General features: G+C 45.6%; 20 protein-coding genes. 9 read left to right on the forward strand and 11 right to left on the reverse strand.

The features are described from left to right. Nucleotides 1-255 precede the first annotated feature (255 nt). A complete protein-coding gene (locus FTV30_RS03310) occupies nucleotides 256-1,017 on the forward strand; it encodes a hypothetical protein (RefSeq protein WP_005095093.1) in 762 nt (253 codons plus the stop codon). A gap of 80 nt (nucleotides 1,018-1,097) precedes the next feature. On the opposite strand, the gene FTV30_RS03315 is transcribed toward FTV30_RS03310, so the two are convergent. After that, the gene (locus FTV30_RS03315) at nucleotides 1,098-1,748 is read right to left on the reverse strand and encodes a response regulator transcription factor (RefSeq protein ID WP_004281370.1); all 651 of its coding nucleotides are present in this window, start codon (nucleotides 1,746-1,748) and stop codon (nucleotides 1,098-1,100) included. 377 nt (nucleotides 1,749-2,125) lie between these two features. On the opposite strand from FTV30_RS03315, the gene msuE reads away from it, so the two are divergent. The 4 genes from msuE to FTV30_RS03335 all read left to right on the forward strand — a co-directional run bounded on the left by msuE (nucleotide 2,126) and on the right by FTV30_RS03335 (nucleotide 6,340). Beyond that, nucleotides 2,126-2,860 carry an FMN reductase gene (msuE, locus tag FTV30_RS03320; RefSeq protein WP_180001004.1) on the forward strand — a complete coding sequence of 245 codons (735 nt, stop codon included), beginning with the start codon at nucleotides 2,126-2,128 and terminating at the stop codon, nucleotides 2,858-2,860. Between the two features lie 29 nt (nucleotides 2,861-2,889). Continuing rightward, nucleotides 2,890-4,002, forward strand: coding sequence for a dimethylsulfone monooxygenase SfnG (gene sfnG, locus FTV30_RS03325; RefSeq protein ID WP_180001005.1), 1,113 nt, complete (start codon nucleotides 2,890-2,892; stop codon nucleotides 4,000-4,002). Nucleotides 4,003-4,183: 181 nt separating this feature from the next. Beyond that, the gene (locus FTV30_RS03330; protein WP_180001006.1) at nucleotides 4,184-4,804 is read left to right on the forward strand and encodes a riboflavin synthase subunit alpha; all 621 of its coding nucleotides are present in this window, start codon (nucleotides 4,184-4,186) and stop codon (nucleotides 4,802-4,804) included. 120 nt (nucleotides 4,805-4,924) lie between these two features. Continuing rightward, complete coding sequence (locus FTV30_RS03335) at nucleotides 4,925-6,340, forward strand: deoxyribodipyrimidine photo-lyase (RefSeq protein WP_100534522.1); 1,416 nt, start codon at nucleotides 4,925-4,927, stop codon at nucleotides 6,338-6,340. 65 nt (nucleotides 6,341-6,405) lie between these two features. Here FTV30_RS03335 and FTV30_RS03340 read toward each other — a convergent pair whose 3' ends face one another. Together FTV30_RS03340 and acs are read right to left on the reverse strand one after the other, a co-directional pair. After that, a complete protein-coding gene (locus FTV30_RS03340; RefSeq protein ID WP_180001007.1) occupies nucleotides 6,406-7,587 on the reverse strand; it encodes an acyl-CoA dehydrogenase family protein in 1,182 nt (393 codons plus the stop codon). Between the two features lie 138 nt (nucleotides 7,588-7,725). After that, nucleotides 7,726-9,672 (reverse strand): acetate--CoA ligase, encoded by a 1,947-nt coding sequence (gene acs, locus FTV30_RS03345; RefSeq protein ID WP_074383876.1) that lies wholly within the window; start codon nucleotides 9,670-9,672, stop codon nucleotides 7,726-7,728. Nucleotides 9,673-9,945: 273 nt separating this feature from the next. Here acs and FTV30_RS03350 point away from each other — a divergent pair, with 273 nt between their 5' ends. Both FTV30_RS03350 and FTV30_RS03355 read left to right on the forward strand, forming a co-directional pair. Further along, the gene (locus FTV30_RS03350; protein WP_159516479.1) at nucleotides 9,946-10,524 is read left to right on the forward strand and encodes a DUF805 domain-containing protein; all 579 of its coding nucleotides are present in this window, start codon (nucleotides 9,946-9,948) and stop codon (nucleotides 10,522-10,524) included. A 107-nt stretch (nucleotides 10,525-10,631) separates the two neighbouring features. Further along, nucleotides 10,632-11,612: a mechanosensitive ion channel family protein gene (locus tag FTV30_RS03355; RefSeq protein ID WP_180001008.1), complete on the forward strand. Its 981-nt coding sequence runs from the start codon at nucleotides 10,632-10,634 to the stop codon at nucleotides 11,610-11,612. Here the strand turns inward: FTV30_RS03355 and FTV30_RS03360 are convergent. From FTV30_RS03360 to prfB, 5 genes are all read right to left on the reverse strand, one after another. Continuing rightward, complete coding sequence (locus tag FTV30_RS03360) at nucleotides 11,586-12,299, reverse strand: 16S rRNA (uracil(1498)-N(3))-methyltransferase (RefSeq protein ID WP_180001009.1); 714 nt, start codon at nucleotides 12,297-12,299, stop codon at nucleotides 11,586-11,588. The two genes, FTV30_RS03355 and FTV30_RS03360, sit on opposite strands and share 27 nt — an antisense overlap. A gap of 251 nt (nucleotides 12,300-12,550) precedes the next feature. Further along, the gene (locus FTV30_RS03365; RefSeq protein WP_180001010.1) at nucleotides 12,551-13,831 is read right to left on the reverse strand and encodes a 3-deoxy-D-manno-octulosonic acid transferase; all 1,281 of its coding nucleotides are present in this window, start codon (nucleotides 13,829-13,831) and stop codon (nucleotides 12,551-12,553) included. Nucleotides 13,832-13,910: 79 nt separating this feature from the next. Then, nucleotides 13,911-14,996 carry an alkene reductase gene (locus FTV30_RS03370; RefSeq protein ID WP_005173209.1) on the reverse strand — a complete coding sequence of 362 codons (1,086 nt, stop codon included), beginning with the start codon at nucleotides 14,994-14,996 and terminating at the stop codon, nucleotides 13,911-13,913. Nucleotides 14,997-15,016: 20 nt separating this feature from the next. Next, entirely contained in the window at nucleotides 15,017-15,316 is a 300-nt protein-coding gene (locus FTV30_RS03375) for a helix-turn-helix transcriptional regulator (protein WP_005173210.1), read from the reverse strand. 147 nt (nucleotides 15,317-15,463) lie between these two features. Then, nucleotides 15,464-16,559, reverse strand: a protein-coding gene (gene prfB / locus FTV30_RS03380) for a peptide chain release factor 2 (protein ID WP_100329506.1) whose coding sequence is annotated in 2 segments (ribosomal slippage) — nucleotides 15,464-16,486 and nucleotides 16,488-16,559 — 1,095 coding nt in all. Because the reading frame shifts where the segments join, the coding sequence is not laid out codon by codon here. Nucleotides 16,560-17,061: 502 nt separating this feature from the next. On the opposite strand from prfB, the gene FTV30_RS03385 reads away from it, so the two are divergent. Together FTV30_RS03385 and FTV30_RS03390 are read left to right on the forward strand one after the other, a co-directional pair. After that, nucleotides 17,062-17,841, forward strand: a complete 780-nt coding sequence (locus tag FTV30_RS03385; RefSeq protein WP_180001011.1) for a putative porin — start codon at nucleotides 17,062-17,064, stop codon at nucleotides 17,839-17,841. A gap of 174 nt (nucleotides 17,842-18,015) precedes the next feature. After that, nucleotides 18,016-18,852, forward strand: a complete 837-nt coding sequence (locus tag FTV30_RS03390; protein WP_180001049.1) for a putative porin — start codon at nucleotides 18,016-18,018, stop codon at nucleotides 18,850-18,852. Between the two features lie 56 nt (nucleotides 18,853-18,908). Here the strand turns inward: FTV30_RS03390 and recJ are convergent, their stop codons facing one another. The 3 genes from recJ to glmM are packed head-to-tail and all read right to left on the reverse strand — an operon-like array spanning nucleotide 18,909 to nucleotide 22,614. After that, nucleotides 18,909-20,609: a single-stranded-DNA-specific exonuclease RecJ gene (recJ, locus tag FTV30_RS03395; protein WP_180001012.1), complete on the reverse strand. Its 1,701-nt coding sequence runs from the start codon at nucleotides 20,607-20,609 to the stop codon at nucleotides 18,909-18,911. A gap of 2 nt (nucleotides 20,610-20,611) precedes the next feature. After that, nucleotides 20,612-21,268 (reverse strand): pyridoxamine 5'-phosphate oxidase, encoded by a 657-nt coding sequence (gene pdxH / locus FTV30_RS03400; RefSeq protein WP_064095054.1) that lies wholly within the window; start codon nucleotides 21,266-21,268, stop codon nucleotides 20,612-20,614. A 14-nt stretch (nucleotides 21,269-21,282) separates the two neighbouring features. Continuing rightward, nucleotides 21,283-22,614, reverse strand: a complete 1,332-nt coding sequence (glmM, locus tag FTV30_RS03405) for a phosphoglucosamine mutase (RefSeq protein ID WP_180001013.1) — start codon at nucleotides 22,612-22,614, stop codon at nucleotides 21,283-21,285. Nucleotides 22,615-22,695 lie beyond the last annotated feature (81 nt).

The raw sequence follows: 22,695 nt of genomic DNA on the forward strand, positions 1-22,695 counted from the left end.
ATGTTCATTTTCTAATTCACCATGGCAAAAAATGACCAATCTGTACCTGTACAGCAGTACACTTATTTACAATTAATTATCTATTTGTTTTAACTCATAATTAAAGGGTAATTTTCCAGCACTATAACTTTAGTCGTATTTTTTATCAGCTATGCTTGGCTCTAAAAATAGAGGAATAAGAAACGATCAGTTTCCATCTCATACATGCCTTGATTGTTTGGGTAGCTGATCTTTCTGCATATCGGAGTTCTTCACATGAACATAGATCAAAACCATGGCCTGAATCAGGCCCAGCAGTTCCACCGTCAATATGGCGCCAATGCCTTATTGCCAAGCATTGACTGGGCACAGATCTTTAAATACAGCAAGCTGAATGATGCCCAGTATCAGGCGCTGGAAACGCTGTATCAGAGTGCAGTCCCGCTGGCACTGCAAGTTTTTGATGAATTACATTTTGATGTCTTTGAACCTTATGCTTACAAGCCGCAAGGACTGGGTCTGTTTGAACGGATTGCCGAGCAGGAAGACAAACTGCTTCAGTCTTTAGAAGCTGAAACAGCGGATCTGCCGGCGCAAACTCGTCATCAGATCTGGAGCATGTTGCTGCGTGGTGGTGCCGTCCTGGTGTTTAAGGCCTGGCTGGGTAAAGTCAAAAACGAAGATAACTGTCTGGATACCAGCCAGTTTGACGAGCTGTCTGATTTACTATTTATTAAAACCTGCCCGCATGAGCTAGCGCAGCGTTTACATGTCGATCCGAACACGCGCGATGATCATATCTTCCTGATGTATGACAATGAAGTCTATCTGGACCGTTTTAACAGTCTGGAAACGGCTGCACTCTTTGTCGATCTGGGTGTTTATGATGCGACTTTCCTGAGCCTGCGAGATGATCGCGTGGCAGAGTATCTGAAATCCAAGGGTTATGTCACCGAAGATCAGATCGATGAATTGCAATGTGCCTTAAATCCATTATTCTGCGATGATTTCACCCGCAAGCAGGATTATATTGCTTAATATATGCATGCTTTTTCACTGAATTATTCAGATAAAAAAAGACCTCCAAGGAGGCCTTTTTCCATGCGGATATACAGAACTTACATTTTCCGGTCTTCAATATTCAGTGCATTAATGGCCAATACCGCTTGTGTCCGGTTTTGTACGCCAAGCTTACGGAAAATTGCAGTCACATGCGCTTTAATGGTCGCTTCTGACACGTCCAGTTCATAAGCAATCTGCTTATTCAGCAAGCCTTCGGCCACCATCATCAATACTCGGAACTGTTGTGGGGTCAAAGACTGGATCCGTTCCGCCAAAGCCGTTTCATCGGCAGCACGCGGGTCAAAGTTCATATTGGCTGGCAGATTTGGCGGTAACCAGATCTCACCTTCCAGCACTTCGCGAATCGCTTCACCAATATGGCTTGGATGGGCAGATTTTGGAATATAGCCCATGGCACCATGCGCAATGGCACGCTGGATAATACTGACTTCTTCATGCGCAGACACGACAATGATCGGCAGCGACGGATATTGCGCGCGGACGTGTACCAAGGCAGAAAAACCTGATGCGCCTGGCAAATTTAAATCCAGCAGCACAAGATCAGGCTCGGGGCCATTTTCTAGACGTTCATAAAATTCATTGACTGCCGCAGTTTCATGAATCTGGGCTTGTGGCAGGCTATAACGTACAGCCTGAATCAAGGCATGACGAAATAGTGGATGATCATCAACGATTAAAATATTCATAGGCAACGTGAGAGAGATCTTGGCACGGTAGACCCTATTCTAACCACACAACCCGGTTAAGGATATGCAAGACTCTACAATTTTTAAAATAATATGCAGTTTTTCTTCAAAATCACCATTTTTCGCGGTATTTCAATAATTATTTAATTCTCATCACTTTTTTATATATAACGTATTCCTAAATTAAAAAGCTTAGCTATATTCAATATAAATCTACATATCAAAAACTTATATTAAAATTAATGCTTATAAACCAGGCTTTTTTCATATATCGAAAAATCAGATAACTTTTCAGCTTTTCGTTATTTTACAGCCCGGCACTGAATCGGGATTAATAAGGACATTCCGAGATTACTCCTATTTTTCAGGTTCTAAACATGTCTAATTTTAATGCGCAAAAACCCTTAAATATTGTTGCCGTATCGGGTGGTTTAAATCATCCGTCTAAAACAGAAGCCTTGGTTCAGGCCATTATTGATGAACTGGGTGAAGCGACACCAATTCATGTACATTTTATTAAATTTAGTGAAATTGGTTCGCTCCTGGGTGGTGCGATTTATCGTAATCAATTACCGCAGCGCGTTCAGGATGATCTGGCCGCAGTCGAAGCTGCAGATGCGCTGATTGTTGGTACACCCGTATATCGCGCTTCATTTACCGGCTTGTTTAAACATTTCTTTGATTTTGTCGAGCAGACTGCACTGGTCGATGTACCGGTACTTTTAGCAGCTTCAGGTGGTAGTGACCGACATGCGCTGGTGCTCGAACATCAATTACGTCCATTATTCAGCTTCTTCCAGGCTCAGACTTTACCGATTGGCGTGTATGCGACTGATCGTGATTTCACTCCTGAATATACCATTCACAGTGAATTGCTCCGCGATCGTATTACCCTGGCAGTAGCACGTGCCCTGCCTATTCTGGAATGGACACCGGCCAAAGGACAACGTGCCGAAGTCGTTAAAGCAAAAACCCAACAGGCCAACCAGAACTTGAGCATCAATAAACAAATCGAACAAGAAGAAGTCTTGCCCTCTGCGGCTGTACCAAGTCTGGATGCAGCAGAATCCCGCTTGCACAGTAAAAAATCAGCGCAAACGCAAGTTGCTTGATCAGCGATTTTCACTTCGAGGGTTGAAATATGTCACAACAGCAAATACAGCAAGACATCAAATTTGCGTATTGGGTTCCGAATGTCAGTGGCGGTTTTGTCGTCAGTACCATCGAACAGCGTACCGACTGGAGCTATGAATATAACGTGCGTCTGGCACAAGCAGCAGAAAAAAGCGGTTTTGAATATGGTCTGACCCAGATTCGTTTTGCGTCAAGCTATGGTGCAGAAAACCAGCATGAATCTGTCAGCTTCAGTCATGCCTTGCTCGCACAAACCAGCAAGATCAAGTTAATTGCAGCAATTTTACCCGGGCCGTGGAAACCTGCGCTTGCGGCAAAACAATTGGCCAGCATTAACCAGCTCAGCAATGGCCGGATTGCGATTAACGTGGTCAGTGGCTGGTTCCGTGGCGAATTTGATGCGATTGGCGAAGCATGGCCAGAGCATGACCAGCGTTATGCCCGTTCAGAAGAGTTTATTCGCAGTTTGCGCGGAATCTGGAATACGGATCACTTTAATTTTGATGGCAAGTTCTATCAATTTAAAGACTATACCTTACGCCCACAACCGCTCCCGGATAAACCGGTCGAGATTTTTCAGGGTGGCAGTTCACGTGCGGCGCGCGATATGGCTTCACGTGTTTCAGACTGGTATTTCACCAATGGCAACACCCCTGAAGAGCTGAAAAAACAGATTGATGATATTCGCGAAAAAGCCCGGGCCAATAATCACACTGTAAAAATTGGGGTCAATGCCTTTATCATCGCACGTGATACTGAAGAACAAGCCAAAGCGGTGTTACAGGAAATTATTGATAAGGCCAATATCAAAGCAGTGAAAAATTTTGCTGAAGCGACACGTGAAGCCGGTGCCTCGACAACTGAAGGCGAAGGCAACTGGGCAAAATCAAGTTTTGAAGATTTAGTCCAGTATAACGACGGTTTCAAGACCAATTTAATTGGCACACCGCAGCAAATTGCTGAACGTATTGTAGTTTTAAAAAATATTGGAGTCGATCTGGTGCTTTCCGGTTTCTTGCACTGTATTGAAGAAGTCGAATATTTTGGAGAAAAGGTGTTGCCATTGGTGCGTGAGCTAGAAGTACAACAACAGCAGGTTGTGCAGGCTAAATCCGCTTAAATCTAAGTGGTGCTTATGCCCAAATATTATAATAATGACGGCACATTGCAAATTTTCCCCTCAAGGCTCGGCTTGAGGGTTTTTTTATCCGGACAGAAACCAAGCAGTCCAGTAAAGCGCTAGCCGGATTTAGCTTTCCTGCCTACAATGGGATGCAATTGCAAGAATAGACGTTTTAACTATGTATACCGGTATTGTCCAAGGCCTGGAACAGGTCATCGAGATTCGCAAAGGCGATGGTTTTATTACCCTGTTGGTCAGTGATCAGCACGGCTTTTTTGCAGATGTGTTTATTGGCGCCAGTGTGGCAGTAAATGGTGTCTGTCTCACGGTGAGCACGATTGACCGGGCGCAGAAACAGATTCATTTTGATATTTCCAATGTCACCTTGGCGCTTACCACCTTGAAAGCCTTAAAAATTGGTGATGAAGTGAATATTGAACGCTCTGCCAAAGTCGGTGCAGAAAACGGTGGACATAATCTGTATGGCCATATTGAAGGCAGGGCTAAGGTCATCCAGATTGAAGCTCGCGGTGAAACCCTGCATATCGATTTACAGATTCCAGAGGGCAATATCAAGTACTTCTTCCTAAAAGGCTTTATCGGGCTAAATGGCTGCAGCCTGACCGTGAACCGTGTCGATCGTGCCCACAGTGAAATTTCGATTGACCTGATTCCAGAAACCTTGCGTCTGACCACCTGGAAGCACATCCAGGTGGGCGATACAGTGAATTATGAAATTGACCAGATGACCCGTACTTTGGTGGATACTCTGGAAAATATTTATCAAGCCAAAGCTTAATGGTATAAAGAGACTGGTACGTGCAAAAATCAGTCTCCTATCATATTAATATTTTAATACTATTCCATCGGTAGCAGATTGCCTAAAATGCAGGCTAACTCCCTGATTTAAGAAAGTACCATGCATCTGATCTGGTTTCGCCAAGACCTTCGAATTCAAGACCATGCCGCTTTGTGGCATGCCACTCAACAAGGCCCCTGTGTGGCTTTGGTGGTGCTTTCTCCTGAGCAATGGCAGTTACATCAAGATGCGCCGATCAAAATCGATTTTTATCTGCGACGGCTACAGGTTTTCAAACAGCAACTAGAACAACTGAATATTCCTTTAATTGTGCGAGAAGTCGGCTTGTGGCGTAATCTTGCTGATGAGATGTTAGCACTCTGCCAAAACTTGCAGATTGATAGCGTGCATGCACATATTGAAGTTGGGGTCAATGAACTACAGCGTGATTTCAAGGTTCAGCAACGACTAGAACAGCAGCAGATTCGGGTCGAGCTGTATCATGATCGCACCCTCTTTCCATTGGCGAGTATCCGCAATCAGTCCAATCAACCCTATCAAGTCTATAGTGCCTTTAAGAAAAAATGCTATGAGCGGCTGATTCTCGATGTGCCTTCTGCTTATCCTGTGATTGCGTCTCAGGACTTGCTCGAATTGCCTGCAGAGCTGACACATTTTGATCTGGAAAAGTTTGCGGGTCGCTATTCAATAGAAAATTCTGAAAAACTTTGGCCCGTAGATGAAACTCATGCCCTACAGATGCTGGATGATTTTATCGAAGACCGCTTAAGCAGCTATCAAACAGATCGTGATATTCCAGCGCTTAATGGCACCAGTCAACTCTCGCCTTATTTAAATATCGGCATTCTCTCGATCCGCCAGTGCATTCAGGCGCTGTTTAAACAACATCATGGCTATTTCCAGATCGATGATCTCGGTCAACAAACCTGGCTGGATGAACTGCTGTGGCGTGAGTTTTATCAGCATACCCTGTTCGATTTTCCCCGCGTTTCCAGACATCGCCCGTTTAAAGAAAATACCGATAAAATCCAGTGGCGGCATGCACCTGAAGATTTGGCAGCCTGGCAACAGGGCCAAACCGGGATCCCGATTGTAGATGCCGGGATGCGGCAGCTACTGGCCACCGGCTGGATGCATAATCGGGTGCGCATGATTACCGCAATGTTCCTGTGCAAAAACCTGCTGATCGATTGGCGTTTGGGAGAAAGCTGGTTCATGCAGCAGCTGATTGATGGTGATCTGGCAGCCAATAATGGCGGATGGCAATGGTGTGCTTCGACGGGTATGGATGCGGTGCCTTATTTCCGGATTTTCAATCCGGTCAGCCAGTCACAGAAGTTCGACCCGAATGGGGATTATATCCGTCAGTGGGTGCCTGAACTGGCGCATCTGGATGCCAAAAGCATTCATGAACCCTACGCCAAAAACCCTGACCGTGAACTGGACTATCCAAAACCGCTTGTGGATTTAAAATCTTCCCGTGTCCGGGCAATCGAGGCTTTTAAGCAGCTTTAAAAAAGACCCGTCATCTTAAAAATAATAAAACAGCTTCTCATATAGAGGCTGTTTTATTATTAGGATCAGGAATAAAAACTTGGATCAGGCACTTTTCCGGTCAGCACCCATTCCCCCACTTCCTGATATTTATAATCCACCGGATCATGCAAGGTTTGAGTCCGAACATTACGCCAGAACCGGTCCAGATTCAGTTGCGCAGTCGTTGCCCGTGCACCCATGACCTGAAAAATATTCTGGGTGATATATAAAGAGCTATTGGTCGCGGCAATTTTGGCGGTGGCAATCGCAATCGAGACTTCACCACGCTGCTCGGCAGTCAGATCAGGGCCGATATTCCAAGCTTTCTGCAAGGTCTGAATGGCTTGATCTGCCAATAAACGCACGCTTTCCAGCTGCACATAAAACTCGGCAAAATGCTTTTGGGTAAAAGGATCATTCACTGCATGTTCAGCCAAGGATTTTGACCAGGCTTTTTGGGTTTGTACGGTCTGTTTGGCAACTTCAAAAGCCCCTTCGGCGACACCGAGAAACATATGCACAAATATCAGCTGCGCAATCAATGGACGTAAACTGGAATACGGCGTACTCAGTGGCCCCGGATTGAGCAGCAATTCATCCCGGTGAATGTTGACCTGTTCAAAATGACTGGTGCCGCTGTCAGTCTGGCGCTGGCCCATATTGTTCCAGTCGCCTAGAAAGCTCACACCCTGTCGCTGGGTAGGAATCACGCCAATCAGCAATTTTCCTGCTTCGTTATAACCTGAACACAGCAACATATCCGAATCGATCGAACCAGAACAAAAGCTTTTATCACCATGGAAAATATATTCATGTTCTGAGACTTGAGTTGCCGTGGTACGACGATCCAGCGGATTGAGAGTATTGCCCCAGAACAGATTATTTTGGACAGTCTGTGCAAACCATTTGCCATATTGCTCAGGTTGGGAAAATAGCTGTACGGTGGCAATCAATAAATGATGAAATCCATAAATATGCGCCAGAGAGCTATCGACCTGCGCCAGGGTCTGAATGGTTTTAAAAATTGTCCGCCAGTCTGCACCCTGTCCACCATAGGCAACAGGAATAGACAAGCCGAGCAGACCACTGTTACGGATCAGGTCTCGTTCATGCTTGGGATTACCGCCCTGCTTGTCTCGCACTGCGGCAGTTTGGGCAAATTGTTCTGCCAGTTTCTGGGCAATATCGACAGGAGATTGATCTAAATATGGTGATTGTACATTCATTATTTTAACTCATGTTCAGCATGTGGGCAGCTTAGCAGATCAAGACGTTGCGCTATATTCGAAAGCATGCAGAGCTTATTCCTGATCTAAAAATACCGGCTGCGTGCAGCCGGTATTTTGCTTGTGGACTTTAGCTATTTAACGAGGATTGGCTTGTACTTCTGCAATCAGATGATCCACCACTTGTGGTTCAGCCAATGTCGAGGTATCGCCCAGGCTATCCAGCTCATTGGCTGCAATCTTTCTCAAGATCCGGCGCATGATTTTCCCTGAACGGGTTTTGGGCAAAGCGGGTGCCCAGTACAGTGCATCAGGTGTCGCCACTGGCCCCAAAATCTTGCGCACCCAGCTCACCAGTTCAGCACGCAATTCATCTGAACTGGTCACGTCGGCCTGTAAGGTGACAAAGGCACAAATTCCCTGCCCTTTAATGTCATGCGGCATACCCACCACAGCAGCCTCAGCCACTGCTTCATGGGCCACCAACGCACTTTCAACTTCAGCTGTGCCTAAACGGTGTCCGGACACATTCAGCACATCATCGACCCGGCCAGTAATCCAGTAATAACCGTCTTTATCGCGACGCGCGCCATCTCCGGTAAAATAAGTACCCGGATAAGTCGAGAAATAGGCTTCGATAAAACGTTCCGGATCACCCCAGATGGTTCGCATCTGGCCCGGCCAGGAATCTTTAATCACCAGATTGCCTTCAGCTTCGCCTTCCAGCTCCTTACCATCCGCATCGACAATCGCAGGTTGTACCCCAAAGAAAGGCCGTGTTGCAGAACCCGGTTTCAAATCAGTCGCGCCTGGCAATGGCGTAATCATAAAACCGCCGGTTTCCGTCTGCCACCAGGTATCAATGACGGGACAGCGACTTTCACCGACCACGGTGTAATACCAGTTCCAGGCTTCAGGATTAATCGGCTCACCCACCGAACCTAGAATTCTCAGGCTGCTGCGGTCACTTTCCCGCACAAAGGCATCACCTTCACGCATCATGGCGCGGATGGCTGTCGGTGCGGTATAGAGAATGGTGACGTTATGCTTATCGACAATGTGTCCGGTACGCGCCCAGCTCGGATACTGCGGAACACCCTCGAACATAAGAGTCGTGGTGCCATTCGACAATGGGCCATACAGCACATAGGAATGTCCGGTAATCCAGCCGACATCTGCGGTACACCAAAAGATATCATCCTGTTTGATGTCAAACACTTCGCGGAAACTGCAATTCACATAAGTCAAATAACCGCCCGTGGTATGCATCACGCCCTTGGGCTTGCCGGTCGAACCTGAGGTATACAGGATAAATAGCGGATCTTCGGCATTCATCGGTTCCGGTGGGCAAATGTCATTCACCGACATGATTTCCATGTGATACCACAGGTCGCGCCCCTCTTGCATTTCAATCGGGTTGCCGGTGCGATGCACCACTATTACATTTTGAATGGAGTCTGTACCAGCCAGTTTCAGGGCTTCATCAACATTGGCTTTCAGCGGAATCGGTTTCCCGCCGCGCATACCGGAATCGGCCGTAATCACCATTTTGGCCTGACAGTCTTCAATCCGGCTGGCCAGAGAATCCGGTGAAAACCCACCAAATACCACGCAATGCACCGCCCCGATGCGCGCGCAGGCCAGCATGGCAATCGCGGCTTCAGAGACCATGGGCATGTACAGCATCACCCGGTCGCCTTTAGCAATGCCATTTTTTTTCAGCACATTGGCGAAACGGCAGGTTTCGTCATGCAACTCGGCAAAAGAAATAATCTTGTGCCGTGAAGGATGATCCCCTTCCCAGATAATGGCCGGCTTATAGGGATGTTCTTTCAGATGACGGTCCAGACAGTTGGCGCTGACATTGAGCTGACCATCAGCAAACCATTCAATTTTAAAATTGTCGGGATCGAAACTGGTATTTTTGACTTGGGTAAAAGGCTTGATCCAGTCCAGACGTTGTGCCTGTTCTGTCCAGAATGCTTCTGGCTGCTCGATGGAATGTTGATAACGTTCGAAATACTGGTCTTCAAGCGTGCGTGCTGTTTTTTTAAAATCTTCGGGTACTGGATAGATCTCTTGCATATGTCACTTCCTTGATTTTGTTCTATCTCATCACGAGAGGTTAATGCTGTGTTGTTGATTGTTTTTTATGCATAATAGCAGTATGGCCTGCTTATTTCGAATCCGGCAATCATGCTTTCGTCGTAGATTATTTATTCAAATTCAAACAAAATAAAGCACAACTTACAGTACAGAATATTCTGCATAACTGTGTATGATCTGTAGCAATGCCCTTTAAAAAATAGAATTTAGCTCTCGCTCTTATTTCGTCTTGTTCAGTTCAGGATCATATTTATGAAATCGCCAGAATCTCCCTATTTCACCCCTCCCGCTTTAGTGGCAACGGATCATCCCTTGTCGATAAAAGGCCGTTTCGGGCGTCTGAGTTTTATTGCGTGGTCAGCATTTCTACATTTCATCTTCCTGTTTAGCAGTATTGCGCTGGGCTTAAGTATTGATATTGTGAATATTGCAGTCCATTCAATGGATTCTAACTGGCTGCTTTCACTACAAGGCTTGGCCGGTATCGGCGTGCTGATCATGATTCTGGTCTATGCCTATTTCGCTTTAGTGGTGACCGTTCGCCGTTTGCATGACATGAACCGCAGTGGCTGGTGGGCGCTGCTGCTGTTGCTGCCCTTGGTAAACATTTTTGTATGGCTTTATATCGTTTTTGGTTCGGGAGATCGCGGCATAAATGACTACGGCCCTGCGCGGATGACCCTGCTCTGGGAAAAGATGCTGGCCTGGCTGATGATTGTCCTGATACTACTGAGCCTATCTGGGTCGCTGGCTTTATTGGGTTATATGAGCGGTGGAGAACAGCCACATATCCCGCCTGAGATCATGCAAAAAACCACACAATATTTTTAACAGCCGTCTGCTTATTTTTAGGAAATATCCATTCCTGGCGGATAGCGCTTCTTAATTTTTTGCTCAACATCAGGCAAAATAGGCAAAATTTAAATGATGGAATTTTTGTGGCAGAGCAAAATAATACCTTAAGCCAGGTCACTGAGGGCACCACGGAGTTGTTGCATCAGGCAACTGAAAAAACCACCCAGACCGTGATTGAACATACTGCCAAGTACAACGATGCCTATAGCACCATTGACAAGATCATGGAAGGTTTCTGGGAGCGTGTGCCTTATTTCTGTATTGCGCTGTTGGTCATTGTCATCTTCTGGCTATTGTCAAAACTGTTTAAGTTTTTTGTGCGCAAAACTTTAGAGAACCGCTCTTATACCCGCCAGAATCTGGTATTGGTCCTGAACCGTGTCGGCAGTACCTTTATTATTTTCTTTGGTGTTTTGATTGGACTGGTCATTGCCGTGCCTGGCTTTACCCCGGGTCAGCTCATGAGTGCCCTCGGGATTGGTTCAGTCGCCATTGGTTTTGCCTTCAAGGATATTTTCCAGAACCTGCTTTCTGGTGTGCTGATTTTACTCGGTGAACCATTCAAGATTGGCGATGATATTATCGTCAATGGCATGGAAGGCACAGTCGAAGATATCCAGATTCGTGCGACTTTTTTGCGTTCACCGGATGGCCGCCGTATCGTGATTCCCAATGCCACGGTCTATACCAGTGCCGTGACGGTAAACACGGCCTATACCCGCCGTCGCTGTGAGTTTGTAGTGGGTATTGGCTATGAAGATGATATCCAGAAAGCCAAAGACCTGATTACCGCCATTTTAGATAAAGACCCGACCATCCTCAGTCAGCCGGGCTTTAGTGTCAATGTCACGGCGCTGGCTGATTTTTCCATTACCTTAAAAGCGCTCTGGTGGGTCGATACCACTGAGACAGGCACAGGAACCTCAATCAGTGCGGTGCAGGAACGCGTGATTCAGGCGTTTGCCGAACATCATATTTCAATTCCTTATCCGGTACAGGAAGTCAAAGTCTATCGCGGCGAAGGCAATGAAGATGCCTCAGCTCGTGCTAAACAGACGACCTAGGACATAGGGAATCACGGTTTCAGTGCGGAGAATACGGTTGCCCAGACTCACAGCCTGACAGCCGTTTTTAACCAGTAAATCTACTTCATACGGAATGAATCCGCCTTCCGGGCCGATGATCATCGTACAAGGATGCGGAATCGCAAAAGGCATGGATTGTTCGGCATAAGGATGTGCCACATAAGCGGGTCGGTCAGCCGTAATCAAGCCTGGCAAAATATCTTCAACAAAAGGTTTAAAACGTTTATACAGCTCGATTTTCGGAGCTATCGTATCCCCTGCCTGTTCCAGTCCCAGCTCGATATAATGATTTAACTGCTGTAAAAATGGGGTTTGCCAGTAGCTTTTATCGACGCGATAACTATGCAGTAAAATGATTTTTTCCACGCCCAAAGTGACACTGTCCATGATCAGACGGCGCAGCACTTTCGGCCGTGGCAAGGCCACAATTAAAGTTACGGGTAATTTTTTTGGAACAGCATCCTCTTGAAGCGGTTTTAGTCGCACTGCCTTTTCAGAAATCTCGACAATCTCGGTGAGATAACGCTGACCTTCCAGCACTCCTACTTTTAAGGTATCTCCAACCTGAATCTGCACATGCTGCTGTAAATGTTCCAGTTGACGTTTCGATGAAATCGTCCAGAGATCCGATTGTGTTTGTCGATGGTCAAGCAGGACAATATTCATAGAAGATTTTATACCGAAGAACTGTTGAATGACCTCTATCCGCTAGAGGGTAGCGACATGGATGTCGCGCGTATCCCTGAGGGATAAGGACATCCCTTCAGTGATACAAAAGATTTTTGCTACTTTTCATCTTTGAAAAGTAGGCTAGATAAGCCAGCTTAGAAATATTGAAAAAACTTCAATCCACACAGCCTAACGACGGCATCCTTGCCGTCTTGGTAAATCCAATATCTGTTACTTATCAATATCAATTAAAGATACCGATCAATCACCTGAATATGCTTGGCAAGCGATCCCGTATTTAACTGCATAATTCTCTGCGCTGCTGTATTTAAACGTTGTGCCTTGATTTGATCTTGCAAAAGTTCCAGCAATACCTCTGCCGCCTGCTGCGCATCCTGCACAACTTCTACTGCATCTGCTTGAACGAATTCATCGACAATGGTCTGAAAATTAAAATAGTTTTTGCCTAAAACAGTCGGTACATTCAAGGCAATCGGCTCCAGAATATTATGCCCACCACCCGGCTCATTCAGCGAGCCACCGACATAACAGGCTTGACTCAAAGCATACCAGAGCCACATTTCCCCCATCGAGTCCGCCAGATAAACCTGGGTATCTGCTTCAATGTTCTGGGCCAAACTACGGCGCTGAGTTATTAAATTTAAACTCTGTGCAGCCTGAAACACCTCATCAAAACGTTCCGGATGACGGGGTACGACGATACATAAAAGTTTTGGGTTGCTATCTAAAGCCGATTTTAAAGCGCTTAGAATTTCTTTTTCTTCAGGCGCATGGGTACTGGCCAGTATCATAATTTTGCGACCTGCCAGTTGCCATGCTTGCTTCAAGTTTGCAGCATGTTCTACAAAACTTTGTGGTGCAGTAATATCAAATTTGATATTGCCCAAAACCTGGGTTTTTTCGGCGGTGATTCCCAACTCGATATAACGCTGCTGGGTGGCAGTATCTTGTGCCAAAAGCTGACTTAACTGCTGTAGCATGCTCCGGGTCAGACCTTTAACCCTGGCATAGCCCTTGGCCGACTTTTCCGAAAGACGCGCATTTAACAAAATCGTGGCTACATCAAACTCTGGTGCCTGATCCAGCAGATTCGGCCAAAGCTCGGTTTCCATCAGTAATAACAGTTTTGGCTGATACTGCTGATAAAAATCACGGATCAGTACTTTCTGATCAGCAGGTAAATAGACCGCTTGAAATAAATCCAGATAAGGTGTTTTTAAAAAAAGTGATTTGGCCCGTGCCTGACCGGTTTTGGTGGTATTGGTGACCAGCACCGGATGACCCGATTTTAAATAATGTTCGATGAGAGGCTGGGCAGCATTGGTCTCACCGACCGAGACCACATGAAACCAGATGGCATGCAGATTTTTGGGCGGCTGAAATGGGCCGAAACGTTCTGTCAGTTCTTGTTGTAATTGTTCAGGATCGGTCGCACGTTTACGAATACGCGATTGATATAAGGGTTTAATCAGAGCTAACGCTGCGTTATACCAAAATGGAGTAGCCAAATGCGCCTCGAAACAGATTCAATCGACAAAATATAACAGAGCCACATCGACATGTTAATCGATGTGGCTCATTTTTAGATTATTCTACAGTAGTTAAAGCGTCTGCTTCAGCCAATGTCGGATAATCAATATAGCCTTCTGCGACATTGGTTCCGATCATATTTTCCAGCTTTAGTTCATTTAGCGGTGCATCTTCGAGTAGGCGCTCGTATAAATCCGGATTGGCAATATAAGCCTTACCAAAAGCTACCGCATCTGCTTTGCCTGAAGCCAGCAATTCAATCGCATCGTCACGACTTAAACGCATATTGGCCATATACGGCACGCCGTTTGAACGCTGTTTCATATACTCCGAGATACTGTCTTCCGCCAGATATTCACGGGTAAAGAAGAACGCGATCTGGCGCTTGCCCAACTGTTCCATCACATAACCAAAGGTTTCACGTGGATCATTGTCGCCCATATCGTGTTCATCGCCACGCGGTGCCAAATGAATTCCGACACGGCCTGCACCCCAGACATCAATCAGTGCATCCATGACTTCCAGCAGGAAACGGGCACGGTTTTCGACTGAACCACCGTATTCATCTTCACGCTGGTTGGTCTTGGTTTGCAGGAACTGGTCAATCAGATAACCATTGGCGGCATGCAGTTCAACTCCATCAAAACCGGCAGCTTTGGCGCAAATTGCCGCCTGTTTATATTGTTCGGTAATCGCATGAATTTCAGAAATTTCCAGCGCGCGCGGCAACACATAAGGACGTTTTGGACGTAATAAACTGACATGACCGGCCTGTTGTACACTGCTCGCCGATACTGGCGTTTCACCATTTAACAGTTCTGGATCAGACACACGACCCACATGCCACAGCTGCGCCACAATCAGGCCACCTTGGTCATGTACCGCTTGAGTCACCTGCTGCCAGCCTGCTACCTGCGCATCAGTAAAGAGACCAGGAGTATTACGGTAACCATTGGCTTCTTCAGAAATCACCGTGGCTTCAGAAATGATTAAACCGGCACTTGCACGTTGTGCATAGTATTCGGCCATCATTGGCGTTGGTACGCGGTCGTCAGTTGCACGACTACGCGTAAGCGGTGCCATGATGACACGGTTTTTAAGTTCTAACGCGCCGAGCGTTAAAGGAGAATTTAATTCAGCCATCGGTACTCCCACCTGTTGGATTAAAGGTGTTGTTGCATATAGTCGATATATTGCTGAATCAAAGCTTCATTACGCGAGAAATAAGACCATTGTCCGTGCTTGGTCGCGGTGATTAAACCGGCCTGCTGCAAGACAGACAAATGATTGGACATGGTGGACTGAGAGACTTGTCCTAACTTTTCAATCTGCCCTGCACAGACCCCACGTTGAAAGCCGCCACACTCTTCCACAGACAGATATTGTTCTGGCGATTTCAACCATTCCAGAATCTGCCGGCGTATCGGATTGGCTAAGGCTTTAAAAATTAGATCAAGATCCATAGGTACATCACAATCTGTAGCGTAACAAAATTTGTTTCAGCATCTAAACCGATTATATCGCATTTTATCGATTTATATATCGATAAATTTAGATATAAGAGTCACAGTCTGTACTAACTTGGTTACGCCAGCTATTTAAACAATTTCTTACAAGCCCTGTTTCAAGCTTGCTTCGATAAATTTATCCAGATCGCCATCCAGAACCGCGCCGGTATTGGAACTTTCGACACTGGTACGTAAGTCTTTAATACGTGAATCATCCAGAACGTATGAACGAATCTGGCTTCCCCAGCCGATATCAGACTTGGTATCTTCCAGCGCTTTTGCAGCATCATTACGAATTTGCATTTCACGTTCATAAAGTTTGGCGCGTAACTGCTTCCAAGCATGGTCACGGTTGGCATGCTGTGAACGCTGGTTCTGACAGGCCACTACAATCCCGGTCGGTGCATGCGTTAAACGAACCGCAGAATCTGTTTTGTTAATATGCTGACCACCGGCACCCGATGCACGATAGGTATCGGTACGCACATCTGCCGGATTAATTTCGATCTCAATATTGTCATCGACTTCAGGCGAAACAAACACAGCCGAGAATGAGGTATGACGACGGTTGCCCGAGTCAAATGGCGATTTACGCACTAAACGATGTACGCCTGACTCGGTACGTAACCAGCCATAGGCATATTCACCGTCTACACGAATCGTCGCTGATTTAAGCCCTGCAACATCACCGTCCGATTCTTCCATGATTTCTGCTTTAAAGCCATGGCGTTCAATCCAGCGCAGGTACATCCGCATGAGCATGGATGCCCAGTCCTGCGCTTCAGTACCACCCGAACCGGCCTGAATTTCTAAATAACAAGGATTAGGATCCATCGGATTGTTGAACATACGACGGAATTCAAGTTTAGCCAGTTCTTCTTCAGCTGTAGTCAGTTCAGCCTGTACATCTTCCAGTAAGCCTTCATCATCCGCTTCCACTGCCAGATCAAGCAAGGCCTGCGCATCTTCAAGCTGTGTGGTCAAACCATCCAGCACATTTAATACGTTCTCAAGTTCGCCTTTTTCTTTGGCCATGGCCTGGGCACGACTCTGGTCATTCCAGATGGTGGGATCTTCTAATTCACGCAGGACTTCCTCTAAACGCTCTTTTTTCAGATCGTAGTCAAAGATACCCCCGTAGTGTCTGACCACGTTCGTTTAAGTCTTTTAATTGGTTTAGATACGGATTAATTTCCACGTGAATTACTCTCAATCAGAATTAGGCACAAATTATTTAGCCCGCGATTATAGCACAGTCTTTTTTTGCAGTTTGCGCGTCCTCAGTGTTGGCTAAAAGTTCAAATGATTATTTCTTAGGACTTATTTGTAGAATTCAGCACCGCCCTAAAATCCCTTTATTAGTTATTTTTTTATTTAATGGTTTCTATTATTTTTTGCTGCTATTTATTCAGTTAGTCTCTGAAGCCTGTGGATCGTTTTTTTCTTTTTTAAAAGGCATGCTAAAAAAAATAAAAAGTAGCAATTTCAATACATTCCACAATATCTACACAGTTTTAATAAAACACTACATTATAAATTTACTTTTATTATTCAGTGACTTATTTAGATAAAATTACATAAGATTACGCTATTCACATTGCGGTAACTTTCCTGTGATTGACGATCTTTGGAATTGGTCTACACTTAAAGTTGTAACAAAAAGTGTAATATTTTAACTCACGATTTGAGGGGTATTAACCATGAAAAAATTAGCGATTGCTTCAGCACTACTTTCAGCAATAGCCATGACTGGAACAGCAGCACATGCTTACCAGGCTGAAATTGGTGGATCAGCGGGAGTAATTGATCCGGACAACGGTGGAACCAGCGGTTCTTTCGGTGTTGATGGTACATATTACTTCAATCCAGTTCAAACTCGTAATGCACCATTAGCAGAAGCAGCATTCCTTGATCGTGCAAGTAACGTGAGTGCGCAATATCAATATAATGAAATTGGTGATAATGACGCGCATCGTTATGGCGTAGGTGTTGAATACTTTGTACCAAATTCTGACTTCTACCTGAGCGGTAACGTCAATGGTCATGATTTGAAAGACAATGATGATTTCGAAAATGATTTAACCACCTATGCAGCTGAAGTTGGTTATCTACCAGCTCCAGGTTTATTGATTGCTGCAGGTCTGAAAGGTTGGGATAATGACAACGATGACGGCGTAGATCCAACACTTCGCGCTAAATATGTGACTACATTAAGTAACGGTAAAGACATTAACCTGGAAGCAGGTGCAGCGTTCGGTGATCTAGATGAATACAATCTGGCAGCAGATTATTTCATCGACAAAACCTTGAGTATCGGTGCTGATTATCATAACAATGATATTACAGACAAAAGCGAATTTGGTATCAATGCACGTAAGTTCATTAACCAGCAAGTGAGCTTGGAAGGCCGTGTCGGCTTTGGCGAACAGTTTAACAATGACTACAACTCTTTTGGTGTAGCAGCGAAATATCGCTTCTAATCTAAAACCAAAAATTAGTCATTCATAGAAACCCATCCTCGGATGGGTTTTTTATTGCACTCTTAACAAGCATTTAGGTATTTTTTGCACATTGACGGGGCGAATATAAGCTGTACAATTTGTTACAACTATTCATCAAACAGTCATATTTTTATAACAAAGAGAGAAATCTAAATACTTAAGAAACTTGCTCTTGCTACAGCGCTTCTTGCTGGTCTGGGAACTGCACATGCTTATCAAGCTGAACTCAATGCTGGATATGAGAACACAGATCTTGATGGTTTTAGTGATGATGTAAATACATTTTCTATTGGTGGAAAATATTATTTAAACGGAGTGCAAGTTAAAAATTCACCTCTTGCTGAAGCAGCTTTTTTAGGTAGAGCAAGTAATATTGGTTTAGCTTATGCTCATGCGAATACTGACGATGAAGGCGCTGAGCTTAAAATTGATACTGTGGGCATCAATGGTGAATTCTTTATTCCAGATTCGCAATTCTACGTTGCTGGTAGCTTAAACCGTGCAGAAGTAACTGTTGAAAATGAATTTGGTAAAGTGTCTGATGACAATACAGGTTACGCTGTTGAAGCTGGTTATTTACCGATTAATGGCCTACTTTTAGCGGTTGGTGTTTCAAAAGAAAATATCGATGCGTATCAAGCAGGCAAAAAAGGCTTTATCAATACTTTTAGCTCTGCTTCTGCATTAGCAGATGATACTGCTTTTACTCTACGTGCTAAATATGTAACTCTCATTGGCAACCACTACGCTAACTTTGAAGCGTCAACTGCTTTCGGTGATGAAACAGCATATGGTGTTGCTGCTGATCTTTATATTGATCCAACGTTAAGCGTTGGTGTATCTATTAACGATACAACTTTAGAAGATTTTGATACTGTCTTCTCAGTACGCGCACAAAAATTCTTTACCCCTGCTATTGCAGCTGGCGTAAATTATACGACTACTGACGGTGCTGACTCTTTTGGAATTAACGGTACTTTCCGCTTCTAATCTCTCCGTTGAAAAGAAAAAACCGCTCTAGTGAGCGGTTTTTTATGGCCTATTAGCTACTGTTCTAAATGAATAATCCGCATCTGCAGGCTGACATTGCCGTTAAAGATATTTTTATCCAGCTCATAGACCAACCGCGTATTTTTCATTGGGTCAAAACTATATTTATCCGCTGCATTGAAGGCAATCGCATCCACCACCTGACCATTCTCCAAAGCCACGCGCAATTTCAGATGGACATCTTTAAGCCAGCGATAGTCCATGATTTTAAATATACCCTCAAAAGTCGGCTGGGGAAATTTTTGCCCCCAAGGACTTAAGTTTTGCAACAAGTCGACTGTTTCAATCTGAAAAGCAGAACTTGGCAATTCCCCATCTGTCCATAAAGTTGCAGTGAATAAATCCTCATCCATCTGTGCAACGAGATTTTCAAAAACCTGTTTAAATTCAGAAAAGTACTGTTTTTTTATCGTCAAACCTGCCGCAGCTGCATGTCCACCAAAGTGGCTGACCAGATGCGGATACTGTTCCGCAACCCGTTCAATGCTATCCCGAATGTGAATACCTTCAATCGAGCGTGCCGAACCTTTAATATGAATGCCATCTTCATCAGCAGCGAAGACAATACTTGGACGATGAAACTGCTCTTTCAAACGTCCTGCTACAATCCCGATGACGCCCTGATGCCAATGCTGTTCAAACATAATCAGTGCAGCAGGCAGTTCAGTTGCATCCCACTGAATTTTATCCAGCTCAAGCAGCGCTTCCTGCTTGATTTTTCCTTCCACCTGACGGCGTTCGACATTGAGCTGATTGAGTTGTTCAGCCAGTGGATAGGCCGTGGCCAGATCAGGAGCCAGCAGACATTCGATGCCAATGTCCATAGTTTCCATGCGTCCAGCGGCATTAATCCGCGGGCCCAGCACAAAGCCCAAATCCTGAGCTTTCAGACCAGCGGGGTCACGTTTGGCAATATCAAGTAGCGCACTGATTCCTGCGCGGCAGTGTCCTTGCTGAATCCGTTTCAGACCTGCATCGACCAGAATCCGGTTGTTGTAGTCCAGGCTCGCGACATCGGCATAAGTACCGAGCGCCACCAGATCAAGATAGTTAATAATTGAGGTGGTGGATTTTCCCAGTTTTTTACGATGTGTGGACAAATTAGCAAGAACGTAAAAAGCCACCCCGACCCCGGCCAAGGCTTTACTTGGAAAGTCGCAACCCAGTTGATTGGGATTGACCACCGCTTCAGCTTCGGGTGTCAGCTTGGTCGTCAGATGATGATCGGTAATGATCACCTGCATGCCGTGATCCTGCGCCTGTTTTACTCCGTCATGGCTGGAAATGCCATTGTCCACGGTAATCAGTAAATCAGGGGTAAAATTGACAAAGGCCAGGTCTGCAATTGCAGGTGTCAGTCCATACCCATATTTAAAACGGTCCGGTACCAGATAATCGACCTTTGCCCCCATATCCCGAAGTGCCAGTACCATCAAAGCAGTACTGGTCGCGCCATCCGCATCATAATCACCGACAATCACGATTTTCTGGCCACGATCAATCGCCTGATCGATCAGTTGAATGGCTTCAGGCAACCCTTTCATGGTCGGTGCCAGCAGATGCTTCAGCTTGAGTTCCAGCTCCTGCTCGGACTCTACCCCACGCCGGGCCAGAATCTCGGCTACAAATGTAGGAACACCCGATAAGTTTTCAGGACGAGTTACAAAAGGTCGCTGCTTGATTTCCAGTTTTTGCATGGTTATGGCATTAAGCGCTCTAAAGTCCAGCCATCATCGCTTTTACGATAACTCAGACGGTCATGTAAACGGTTGGGGCGACCCTGCCAGAATTCATAATAATCTGGCTCGAGACGATAGCCACCCCAGAAGACCGGTTTGTCCAGCTCTTGCTGATTCGCAACCTGATGATGTAAATCCCAGAAACGCTGTTGCAACTCTTCACGGCTACCAATCACCCCGCTTTGCGGCGTACTGACATGTGCGGCAATCTGGCTATCACGTGGACGTTTATGATAGTAATCGGTGGATTCTTCTTCCGAGATTTTCATTACACGACCCGAAATACGAATCTGGCGCTCCTGATCCTGCCAGTAAAACAACAGCTCGGCATACGGATTTTCAGCCAGATCCAGACCCTTCTGACTGTCATAATTGGTATAGAAGTCATAACCCGCTTCAGTGGCGCCACGTAACAGCACAGTACGCACATGCGGACGCCCTTGTGCATTGGCAGTCGCCAGCGACATAGCATAGGGTTCATGCGATTTTGCTTCCAGTGCATGGTTAAACCATTGCAGGAACTGCATATGCGGATTCGGATTGACCTGCTGTTCCTGCAACTCGCCTTTTTCATAATTCAGGCGTAGCTCACTCAGATCCTTAATCAGATCACTCATCATTTATGCTCCCGTTAAGCAGCATTGGCACGTACAGCATCTGCCAAGCTATTTGCAAGTGTGGTAACTTCAGCCAGATCATCACCTTCGACCATCACCCGGATGACTGGTTCTGTGCCTGATTTGCGAATCAACAAACGGCCACGGCCTTTCAGCTGCTGTTCGGCTTTTTCAAATTCAGCGGCCAAGGCCGGTACTGAATAAGGATCAAACATGGCATCTAAACGCACATTGACCAGGACATTTGGCAACAGTTGAAAATCAGCTACCAGTTCATGCAGGGCTTTTTTCTGTTCCACCATCACCGTTAAGACCTGCAAGGCGGCAATGATCGCATCGCCTGTGGTGCTCTTGTCCAGAGTCAGAATGTGACCTGAAGGCTCACCACCAATGGTCCAGCCATTTTCTTCCAGACCTTGCAACACATAACGGTCGCCGACTTTGGCACGTAATAATGGCACCTGAGCTTTTTCCAGTGCCAGTTCCAGTGCCATATTACTCATTAAGGTACCGACGATACCTGCCGGCTTTTTCGAGCTTTGCGTGGCAAGAATATACAGAATATGGTCGCCATCAATCAGCTTTCCAGACTGATCCACCAGAACTACACGGTCGGCATCGCCATCAAAAGCAACACCTAAGTCGGCCTGATGCTGGATCACGGCTTGTTGCAAGCTTTCAGGATGAGTCGAACCACAGTCTTTATTGATATTTAACCCGGTCGGTTCATTATGAATGGCAATCACACGTGCGCCCAGCTCACGGAACACAGCAGGCCCGACGTTATAGGCGGCACCATTGGCACAATCCACCACAATGGTGAGTTCATTCAAGTCCAGATGATAGGGGAAAGTCGATTTACAGAATTCAATATAGCGACCATTGGCATCTTTGACCCGGATACTTTTACCCAGGCTCGCGGTATCTTCAATGATGAAATCTTGTTCGAGTTCCTGATTGATTTCTTCTTGCAAGGCATCCGGTAATTTCTTGCCTTCCGCCGAGAAAAACTTAATACCGTTATCGAAATACGGATTATGCGAAGCAGAAATTACAATTCCCAGGCTGGCATGCAAGGCGCGGGTCAAATGGGCAATCGCCGGTGTTGGCAGTGGACCTAATAGATGAACATAAACGCCGGCGGCATTTAATCCAGCCTGGAGGGCGGCTTCCAGAATATAACCGGACAAACGGGTATCTTTACCCAAAACCACCAAGGGCTTGGCTTTTTTACTATGACGCTTTAAAACTTTACCGGCTGCAAACCCCAATTTCAGGGCAAACTCAGGGGTAATCGGCAATTCGCCAAACTTTCCACGAATACCATCCGTACCAAAATAACTCATCTTTATCTCACTTCTTAGCGGATGATTGATCTCACCCATTTTTTCCCTGTGCCACACTTTACACCAAAATAAAAAAGCCGT

It is taken from the genome of Acinetobacter sp. YH12255, from assembly GCF_013417355.1.
In the GTDB taxonomy this organism is placed as follows: domain Bacteria; phylum Pseudomonadota; class Gammaproteobacteria; order Pseudomonadales; family Moraxellaceae; genus Acinetobacter; species Acinetobacter pseudolwoffii.

Coding starts and splice junctions, on each gene's coding strand:
- FTV30_RS03310 (WP_005095093.1), top strand. CDS start 256: ATGAACATAGATCAAAACCATGGCCTGAATCAGGCCCAGCAGTTCCAC.
- FTV30_RS03315 (WP_004281370.1), bottom strand. CDS start 1,748: ATGAATATTTTAATCGTTGATGATCATCCACTATTTCGTCATGCCTTG.
- msuE (WP_180001004.1), top strand. CDS start 2,126: ATGTCTAATTTTAATGCGCAAAAACCCTTAAATATTGTTGCCGTATCG.
- sfnG (WP_180001005.1), top strand. CDS start 2,890: ATGTCACAACAGCAAATACAGCAAGACATCAAATTTGCGTATTGGGTT.
- FTV30_RS03330 (WP_180001006.1), top strand. CDS start 4,184: ATGTATACCGGTATTGTCCAAGGCCTGGAACAGGTCATCGAGATTCGC.
- FTV30_RS03335 (WP_100534522.1), top strand. CDS start 4,925: ATGCATCTGATCTGGTTTCGCCAAGACCTTCGAATTCAAGACCATGCC.
- FTV30_RS03340 (WP_180001007.1), bottom strand. CDS start 7,587: ATGAATGTACAATCACCATATTTAGATCAATCTCCTGTCGATATTGCC.
- acs (WP_074383876.1), bottom strand. CDS start 9,672: ATGCAAGAGATCTATCCAGTACCCGAAGATTTTAAAAAAACAGCACGC.
- FTV30_RS03350 (WP_159516479.1), top strand. CDS start 9,946: ATGAAATCGCCAGAATCTCCCTATTTCACCCCTCCCGCTTTAGTGGCA.
- FTV30_RS03360 (WP_180001009.1), bottom strand. CDS start 12,299: ATGAATATTGTCCTGCTTGACCATCGACAAACACAATCGGATCTCTGG.
- FTV30_RS03370 (WP_005173209.1), bottom strand. CDS start 14,996: ATGGCTGAATTAAATTCTCCTTTAACGCTCGGCGCGTTAGAACTTAAA.
- FTV30_RS03375 (WP_005173210.1), bottom strand. CDS start 15,316: ATGGATCTTGATCTAATTTTTAAAGCCTTAGCCAATCCGATACGCCGG.
- FTV30_RS03385 (WP_180001011.1), top strand. CDS start 17,062: ATGAAAAAATTAGCGATTGCTTCAGCACTACTTTCAGCAATAGCCATG.
- recJ (WP_180001012.1), bottom strand. CDS start 20,609: ATGCAAAAACTGGAAATCAAGCAGCGACCTTTTGTAACTCGTCCTGAA.
- pdxH (WP_064095054.1), bottom strand. CDS start 21,268: ATGAGTGATCTGATTAAGGATCTGAGTGAGCTACGCCTGAATTATGAA.
- glmM (WP_180001013.1), bottom strand. CDS start 22,614: ATGAGTTATTTTGGTACGGATGGTATTCGTGGAAAGTTTGGCGAATTG.